The organism is Nocardia sp. NPDC023852 (assembly GCF_040639505.1).
Taxonomy (GTDB): Bacteria; Actinomycetota; Actinomycetes; order Mycobacteriales; family Mycobacteriaceae; genus Nocardia.
This window is the reverse complement of sequence record NZ_JBFAAB010000014.1, coordinates 48,753-56,575: the sequence shown is the minus strand read 5'-3', so window position 1 is coordinate 56,575 and position 7,823 is coordinate 48,753. Positions and strand designations below refer to the sequence as shown.

Sequence of the window (7,823 nt, the reverse complement as noted above, 5' to 3'; positions counted from 1 at the left end):
CATACGGGCGCAGGGTACTCCGCAAAATTTCCTGTCATCGAAGGGAATTCGGTGCAAACTACCCGAATTGGACATGACGATCACTTGCAGGAGATCCTCGCCCACAGGGGCGGACCCGACCATGGATGGCCGCCGCCGCACCCGTCGGCGGCTACCGTTCAGGCGACCGTGGGACGCCACTCCCCCTCCAGGTACCCCCGGTAGAGAAGTATAGCAATGGAATGGCAATTCCAAACGGCGCCCTCTGAATCAGGAATTAATACTGTTTTCCCAAGGGCGCGAGGCGAATTCGACACCGCCCGAGCCTTCGACGAAACGGCGTTCGCCCGCTCAGCCGAGAACAATAAATCGGGCAATTTCTACAAAATCCGATAATTCCCTCACGACACAATCGGAACTGGCCCGATTTTGGTGGACCGGCGGGGTTCCCATTTCGGGCTGAATGCCTTCTGGATCTCATTTTCGACGGGACATTCCTGCGATTCTCCCCAGCGGTTCCCGTGCGATCCCGGTGACGAAGGCCGGGCGCCATGCGCCGCGTCGATCAGCTGCGCATGCCGAATCACGTTGAGGAACAGGGTTTCTACGCCGCCTCTGGGATCACGAACAGACGCCACCATGGCTGCGTGTCACGGCGGGAGAGCAATCCCGTTGAGCGGGAGCGGGTCGAATGATGTCGATCGATACCATTTCCCGCTCGGACGGATATGGCCGGGCGCACTTGCGACAAAGCCCCTGACAGTGGTCGATAATCGCAGGCCTGAGCCGCGCGCCAAGGCGAGACGGCCCCGTACGGCGCGGTTTTCAGCCCGGCCACGTCTGAGTTTTGGTAGCCGGGAGGAATGTCGATGTACTCGACCGAGGCCATGGGTTTCCCAACACGTCCCACCGGGGGCAATGCGGTGTGACACAGCGCGGGTTGGCCCGTTCGACATGTGAGCCGAGAGTTTTCCGGCAGCCCTGATGGTTTCCAGCCCTCCAGAAGATCGAGTCGTGCGCTCTGACCGCCGCTACTCGCCAGCAGCGGTTGACGCATCGAGCGGTAGGGATCCGGCGCGTCCTGCGAATTTTACGGAGAATCGTGCTCTTTATTGCCTACCTGCTGGTATCTCTGTAGCCTCCGTCATCAACGCTCGCTGAAGATCCTCGATCGTGGAGTTCGCATGCTGGAAATCGACCACTTCAGCTATGGCTGGCTAACCCCTGCCATCGCCTACATCATGTCCGTCACCGGTTCGCTGCTCGGGCTTCGCTGTGCCGCCCGGGCGGAAGCAGGGAGCCGCGGTTGGCTCCTCGCCGCGGCGGTCGCCATCGGTGGTACCGGCATCTGGGTTATGCATTTCATCGCGATGCTCGGGTTCTCCATCCACGGCGCAGCTATTCGCTACAACGTTCCGATCACCCTGATGAGCGCAGTTCTCGCGATGGCGGTGGTCTGGTTCGGCCTGTTCATCGCGAACAATTCGATGTGGCGACCGTTCGCCCTACCCGCCGGTGGCGCGATCACCGGGCTCGGGGTAGCTGCCATGCACTATGCGGGCATGTACGCGATGAAGTCCGACGCGATCATCGACTACGACGGTCGAGTGGTGGCGCTGTCATTGGTGATCGCGGTGGTCGCGGCGACGGCGGCACTGTGGTTCGCTCTGCACGTTCGGGGTGTGTTCGTCACCGTCTGCGCGGCATTGGTAATGGGTGTTGCCGTATGCGGAATGCACTACACAGGAATGTTCGCGATGCATGCGCAGTCGCCTGGGCACCCGCACTCGCCCACGGGAGCAGGTGCGGCAGAGTTGCTGACCCCGCTCATGGTCAGTGTCAGCATGGTCACCATGCTGCTGCTCCTGCACATCGGCATCACCGACGTCGACGATCAGCCCGCCGCGCCTGCTCACGAACCACACTCTGCCCCATATTGGCCGACTCGGAATTGAGCCGAGTCGCACCCCCGTGCCGCACTGTTCCGAGCCACGGCAACGGGCTCACCTCGACAATCGAACGCGTCATCGAACCGGCCATCCGGTGTAAGCCTCGGCGAGGTAACGTGAGCCCGCTTCCGACCCGACGACGGAGCGTAGTTCGCCCAGTTGACGTCGGTCGTCGAAGTCGGCGGCGTTGTCGAGCCGGTGCAGCATGGTGGTCATCCAGTACGAGAAGTGCTGCGCCTTCCAGACTCGTTCGAGTGCACGCGCGGTGTACTGGTCCAGGGAGTCGACATCGTTCTTCGAGATCGCGAACTCCAGTGTCTGGGCGAGCACATGTACGTCGGCGAGGGCAAGGTTCAGGCCTTTGGCACCGGTAGGCGGGACGGTGTGAGCGGCGTCGCCGGCGAGCAGCATGCGTCCGTACCTCATCGGTTCCTGAACGAAGCTGCGGAAGGGCAACACCGCTTTCTCGATGATCGGGCCTTCGGCCAGGCGGAGCCCGTCTTCACCGGCGAGCCTGTGCTGCAGTTCGTTCCATATTCGGTCGTCCGACCACTGCCCGACATCTTCGGTTGCGTCGCACTGGAAATACATCCGCTGCACCGTGTCAGTGCGTTGACTGATCAAGGCGAATCCGCGGTCCGAACGTGCGTAGACGAGTTCATCCGCACTGCGCGGCGCGCGGGCGAGTATTCCGAACCACGCGAACGGGTATTCCCGAAAGTATTGCCGCCGTTGGGCTTCCGGTACTTCGTGGCGACAGATGCCGCGGGATCCATCCGCGCCGACGAGGTAATCGCAGCGAATCTCTCGCCTGGCACCGTCTTCGTCGGTGAACCGGATACCCGGCGTGGAGCTCGTGATATCGATGACTCGGGTATCGGTCACGCCGAAACGAATGTCGCCTTCGTCGCGGTCTCGTGCGTTGGCCAGATCGATGAAGACGTCCGTTTGGGGGTAGAGCCACGTCGACGCGCCGACGAGGGATTGGAAGTCGATGCGGTAACTGGTTCCATCGAAGCGCAGGTCGATTCCTTTGTGTTTGTGCCCCTCGGTGAGAACGCGGTCGGAGACACCGCTGTCGACAAGCATTCGGACGCTGTCCGGTTCGAGGATGCCGGCGCGATGGGTGTGTTCGATCTCGGTACGGGTGCGGGTGTCGACCGCGATCGAGTCGATGCCGGACAGGGCGAGCAGGTGCGACAGCATCAGTCCGGCTGGACCGGCGCCGACGATGCCGATGGCGGTCCGGACAACGTTGGGCTGAGCCATGGCGAGGTTCCTTCGGTCGAAGATCAGATCTGGTTTTCGGTTGTCAGCAACGGTCCGACCAGTGCGAAGCCGAGATTTGCGGCCGGGACGCCGCAGTAGCTGCGTGCGGCCGTCGCGCCAGGCGCCCGCGGCACGGGTCGCCCAAGCGTGTGACATCGCGCCTCGACGTGGCGGTCAGGACAATGCGTGCCACGCACGGGTCAGCGCCAGACGGAAATCTTCCGCTTCCTCGGGCGAGAGGCTGCTGACCATTCGCTGTTCGAGTTCGGCCACCTGGTCGGCGACATCGGCGAGTAGTTGCCGTCCAGCATCGGTCAGGTGGATCAGCAGCTCACGCCGATTACGTGAGTTTCGTTCCCGCCGAATAAGGCCGCCCTTTTCCAGCGTGCGCACCATGTCCGCCATCGATTGCGCGGTGACGAACGAATCCCGCGCCAGCTGCGCCGCGGGCAGCCCTTCGTGACGTTCGAGCACGGTCAAGGCGGTGTACTGCAGCGCGGTGATTCCGAACGGGCGCAACAGCTCGTCGAGATGGGCCCGCACCGCGAGTTCGACCCGTTTCACCGCGTACAGCAGGGAAGCACGGCCGACGCCGTACTGGCCGGCCGACAGGTCCGTAGCCGACACCGTCATGAACACCCCTCGGGTCCACCCCACACCGTCGCGGGCATCGAACCGGAACGTTCGACGAGTAGAGGATAAACTATTAACAGGAATCCTGTCGATGATGAGGGCCGACCCGGACGCGCGACATCTTCCGACAAGGCGACGACAGAAGATTGACAGGAATCCTGTTGATAGGGCATAGTGGCTTCTATCACATAAACCATCAGGTTTCCTGTCAATATAGCCTTAGCTATCGGCCGGACCTCACCAAGACGCCAACGGCATCCGCACGCCCGGCAAGCCCGAGATTCGGCACAGCCGCTGCCGCAGTCCGAACTTGTAGAAACTGGATCGAAATACCATGTTCGACAACAATATTCACGGTCAACTATTCATCGGTGGGCAATGGCGCGACTCGGACTCGGGTGGCCGCACCGACGTCATCGATCCGTCTACCGGGCGAGTGATCGGCACCGTCGCCGACGCCGATGTCGCCGACGCCGACGCGGCGGTCGCCGCCGCCAAGGACGCGTTCGTGCGCGACGAGTGGGCCGGATTGAGCGGGCGTGAACGCGCCGGCATTCTGCACCGCGTCGCCGACCTGGTGCGCGAGAACGCCGACGAGATCGTGCGCCTGGAGAGCCTGGACGTCGGCAAGCCGGTCGCCTTGTGCCGTCAGGTCGACGTGGTAACCACCGCCGAACAGTACGAGTACTGCGCGGCACTGGCGCAGACCCTCGACGGCGCCACCCGCAAAGTCCCGCTCAATGCGTTCGCCTATACCCGCCGGGAGCCGTTGGGTGTGGTCGCGGCGATCACCCCGTTCAACTTTCCGCTGATCCTGTCCACTTCCAAGATCGCTCCGGCCTTGGCGGCCGGAAACGTCGTGGTGCACAAGCCGGCGGAGGACACCCCTCTCAGCGCATTGTTCATGGCAAGCCTGTTCGAGCAGGCCGGTATACCTGCCGGAGTTGTCAACGTCGTGACCGGCTCGGGTTCGGTGATCGGGGAGGCTTTGCTGAAACACCCGGGGGTGGACAAGATCGCCTTCACCGGCTCGACGTCCATCGGTCGGCACGCCGCGAGCGTCGCCGGGGAGGCGCTGAAGCCGGTCACGATGGAGCTAGGCGGCAACGCCGCGCACATTGTCTTCGAAGACGCCGACGTGGAGAAAGCGATCGGCGCGATCATCAAGGGCTTCGTGTTCAACACCGGTCAGTTCTGCATGGGCGGGCCGCGCCTGCTGGTCGCGCGACCGCTCTACGACACGATCGTCAGGATCCTCGCCGACGCCGTCCCCGAGGTGCCGGTCGGCGCTCCGAGGGATCCGGAAACAGTTGTCGGCCCGATGGCCGCCGACCGTCATGTGAAAAAGGTCGAAGAGTATGTCGCGCTCGCACGCCAGGAAGGCGGCCGCGTCATCTGTGGTGGCGAGCGAATCGACCTGAACGGCGGCTATTACTACAAACCCACCGTCATCGCCGACCTCGCCAACGACTCCCGCGTCGTGCAGGAAGAGATTTTCGGCCCCGTCCTTACCGTGCAGCCGTTCGACACCGAAGACGAAGCGATCGACATGGCCAACTGCACACCCTACGGCCTCGCGTCCGGCCTGCAGACCACCGATCTGGCCCGAGCGCATCGCGTCGCCGACAAGCTGCAGGCCGGGATCGTCTGGGTCAACGACTGGGCCATGCTCGATCCCGCGATCCCGTTCGGCGGTGTCAAAGACTCCGGATTCGGCCGCGAATACGGACCGGAAGCGCTCGCCTCCTACACCAAGGTCAAATCCGTCGTCGTCTCACTCGACTGAGCTGACCACCGCAAAGGAATCCCGTCATGATCACCACCACGGCTGCCGTCGTAGCGAGCGGCGGAGCGCCCTTCACCCTCGTCGATGTCGAGCTCGACGAACCACGACCCGACGAAGCGATCGTGCGGATGGTAGCGGCCGGACTGTGCCACACCGACCTCGGCGTCGCGAGCGGCGGGTTGCCCTTCCCGCTCCCCGGCGTACTCGGCCACGAAGGTGCCGGAATCGTCGAACGCGTCGGATCCTCGATCACTTCCGTGGTACCCGGCGACCACGTAATCCTGTCTTTCACCTCGTGCGGCCGGTGCGGAAACTGCCACGATGGGCATCCCGCCTATTGCGCATCCTGGCTGCCGCTCAACCTGATCGGCGGCGTCCGCGCCGACGGCAGCCATACCGTCACACGTGCCGGCGTACCCGTTGGCGCGCATTTCTTCGGCCAGTCCTCGTTCAGCAGGCACACGCTGGTCGACGAACGCAGCATGGTCAAGATCGCCCCCGACGTGCCGCTGGAGTCGGTTGCCCCGCTCGGGTGCGGCATCCAGACGGGAGTCGGTGCTGTCTGGAACGTGCTCCAACCACGACCCGGCGCAAACATCGTGGTCCTCGGCGCGGGCGCGGTCGGACTGTCGGCGGTGATGGCAGCCGCGCTATCGCCGGCAACCACGATCATCGCCGTCGACAGGGTCGCTGAACGCCTCGAGCTCGCCCGCGAACTCGGCGCCACCCATATCGTCGATGCCGACGACACGGACATTGCGAGCGCGGTCGGGGAGATCACCGGTGCAGCCGGTGCCGACGGGGCCGTGGAAACCACCGGCAGTCTCAGCGTGCTGCGCACGGGCGCCGACGTCCTCGCCCCGCGCGGCACCCTCGTCATCGTCGGCGCGCCACCATTCGGATCCGAAGTCGCCCTCGACGTGAACGCCATGCTCCCCGGCCGAAAGGTGATCGGTCTCACCCTCGGCGACGGCGAAACCCAGACCATGATACCTGCGCTCGTCGCCCTCGTCCGTAGCGGCAGATTGCCCGTCGACAGACTCATCACCCGCTACCCCTTCGAGGGCATCGGACAAGCAGCGCAGGACATGGCGTCCGGCAAGACGATCAAACCCGTCCTCACCTTCTGACCTCCACGTCCACCCCTTCCGGAAGGAACCCCATGGATCTCACTGGCAAAGTCGCGATCGTCACCGGCAGTGGTCAAGGTCTCGGCCTGGCCTACGCCAGGGCGTTGGCCGAAGCCGGCGCCGCCGTCGTGGTCAACGATGTCGCCGAGGATCGGGCCGAGAAGGCCGCCGCCGAGATCGCCGAAGCCGGTGGTCGCGCTCTCGCTGTTCCCGTCGCCGTGGGCACCACCGAAGCCGCGCAGACGCTCGTCGATCACGCCGTCGATACGTTCGGGCGACTCGACGCGATCGTCACCAACGCCGGCATCCTGCGGGACAAGGTGCTGTGGAACATGTCAGACGACGATTTCGACGCCGTCATTCACGTGCACCTCCGTGGCACGTTCACGTGTGTACGGGAAGCCGTCAAACATTTCCGTGCGGCCGGACACGGCGGTCGCGTGGTGCTGGCCGGCTCGCCCGCCGGCCAGCGCGGCAACTTCGGTCAAACCAACTACGCCGCCGCCAAAGCGGGCATCGCCGCCATGGCACGCACCTGGGCCATGGAGTGCGCGAAAGCCGGCGTCACCGTCAACGCAGTCATACCCAACGCGGCCACCGCGATGACCGAAACCATCCCATTTCTCGCCCCTTACGTCCAAGATTTGAAACAGGGCGAACCAATTCCGTCCGTCGTTCGGCGGGCGGCTTCGTTCGGCGGCCCCGAAGACGTTGCCGGCTTGATCGTGTTCCTCGCGTCCGACGAATCCGTCGGCGTCACCGGCCAATGCATCGGTATCGGTGGTGACCGCCTCTCACTCTGGTCGCACCCGAGCGAGATCCGCAGCGCATTCCTCGACGGCGGTTGGACCGCCGAGGCGATCGCCGAGGCGTTCGACTCTTCCATCGGCGAACAGCTCGAAACCTACGGAATTCCGCTGCCCAAGATCCCGACGACCCAGAAGAAGCCGGCATGAGCGGTACGGGCCCGGAGACGGCAGCTCGCGTAACCACGCAGGGCCCCCGCTCATGCCACAAACGACACAGCATGAGCGGTACGGGCCCGGAGACGGCAGCCTGCGTAACCACGCAGGGCCC

General features: G+C 64.2%; 6 protein-coding genes. 4 read left to right on the top strand and 2 right to left on the bottom strand.

Annotated features, from left to right (window positions below; all coding sequences use genetic code 11):
* Nucleotides 1-1,163: 1,163 nt before the first annotated feature.
* Nucleotides 1,164-1,934 carry an MHYT domain-containing protein gene (locus AB0H00_RS19585; RefSeq protein WP_357268000.1) on the top strand — a complete coding sequence of 257 codons (771 nt, stop codon included), beginning with the start codon at nucleotides 1,164-1,166 and terminating at the stop codon, nucleotides 1,932-1,934.
* Between the two features lie 69 nt (nucleotides 1,935-2,003).
* On the opposite strand, the gene AB0H00_RS19580 is transcribed toward AB0H00_RS19585, so the two are convergent.
* Together AB0H00_RS19580 and AB0H00_RS19575 are read right to left on the bottom strand one after the other, a co-directional pair.
* Nucleotides 2,004-3,197 carry a 4-hydroxybenzoate 3-monooxygenase gene (locus AB0H00_RS19580; RefSeq protein ID WP_357267999.1) on the bottom strand — a complete coding sequence of 398 codons (1,194 nt, stop codon included), beginning with the start codon at nucleotides 3,195-3,197 and terminating at the stop codon, nucleotides 2,004-2,006.
* Between the two features lie 174 nt (nucleotides 3,198-3,371).
* Nucleotides 3,372-3,830, bottom strand: a complete 459-nt coding sequence (locus AB0H00_RS19575; protein ID WP_357267997.1) for a MarR family transcriptional regulator — start codon at nucleotides 3,828-3,830, stop codon at nucleotides 3,372-3,374.
* Nucleotides 3,831-4,164: 334 nt separating this feature from the next.
* Here AB0H00_RS19575 and AB0H00_RS19570 point away from each other — a divergent pair, with 334 nt between their 5' ends.
* The 3 genes from AB0H00_RS19570 to AB0H00_RS19560 are packed head-to-tail and all read left to right on the top strand — an operon-like array spanning nucleotide 4,165 to nucleotide 7,702.
* Entirely contained in the window at nucleotides 4,165-5,616 is a 1,452-nt protein-coding gene (locus AB0H00_RS19570; RefSeq protein WP_357267995.1) for an aldehyde dehydrogenase family protein, read from the top strand.
* A 26-nt stretch (nucleotides 5,617-5,642) separates the two neighbouring features.
* Nucleotides 5,643-6,746 carry an NAD(P)-dependent alcohol dehydrogenase gene (locus tag AB0H00_RS19565; protein ID WP_357267993.1) on the top strand — a complete coding sequence of 368 codons (1,104 nt, stop codon included), beginning with the start codon at nucleotides 5,643-5,645 and terminating at the stop codon, nucleotides 6,744-6,746.
* A gap of 32 nt (nucleotides 6,747-6,778) precedes the next feature.
* Nucleotides 6,779-7,702, top strand: a complete 924-nt coding sequence (locus tag AB0H00_RS19560; RefSeq protein ID WP_357267991.1) for an SDR family NAD(P)-dependent oxidoreductase — start codon at nucleotides 6,779-6,781, stop codon at nucleotides 7,700-7,702.
* Nucleotides 7,703-7,823 lie beyond the last annotated feature (121 nt).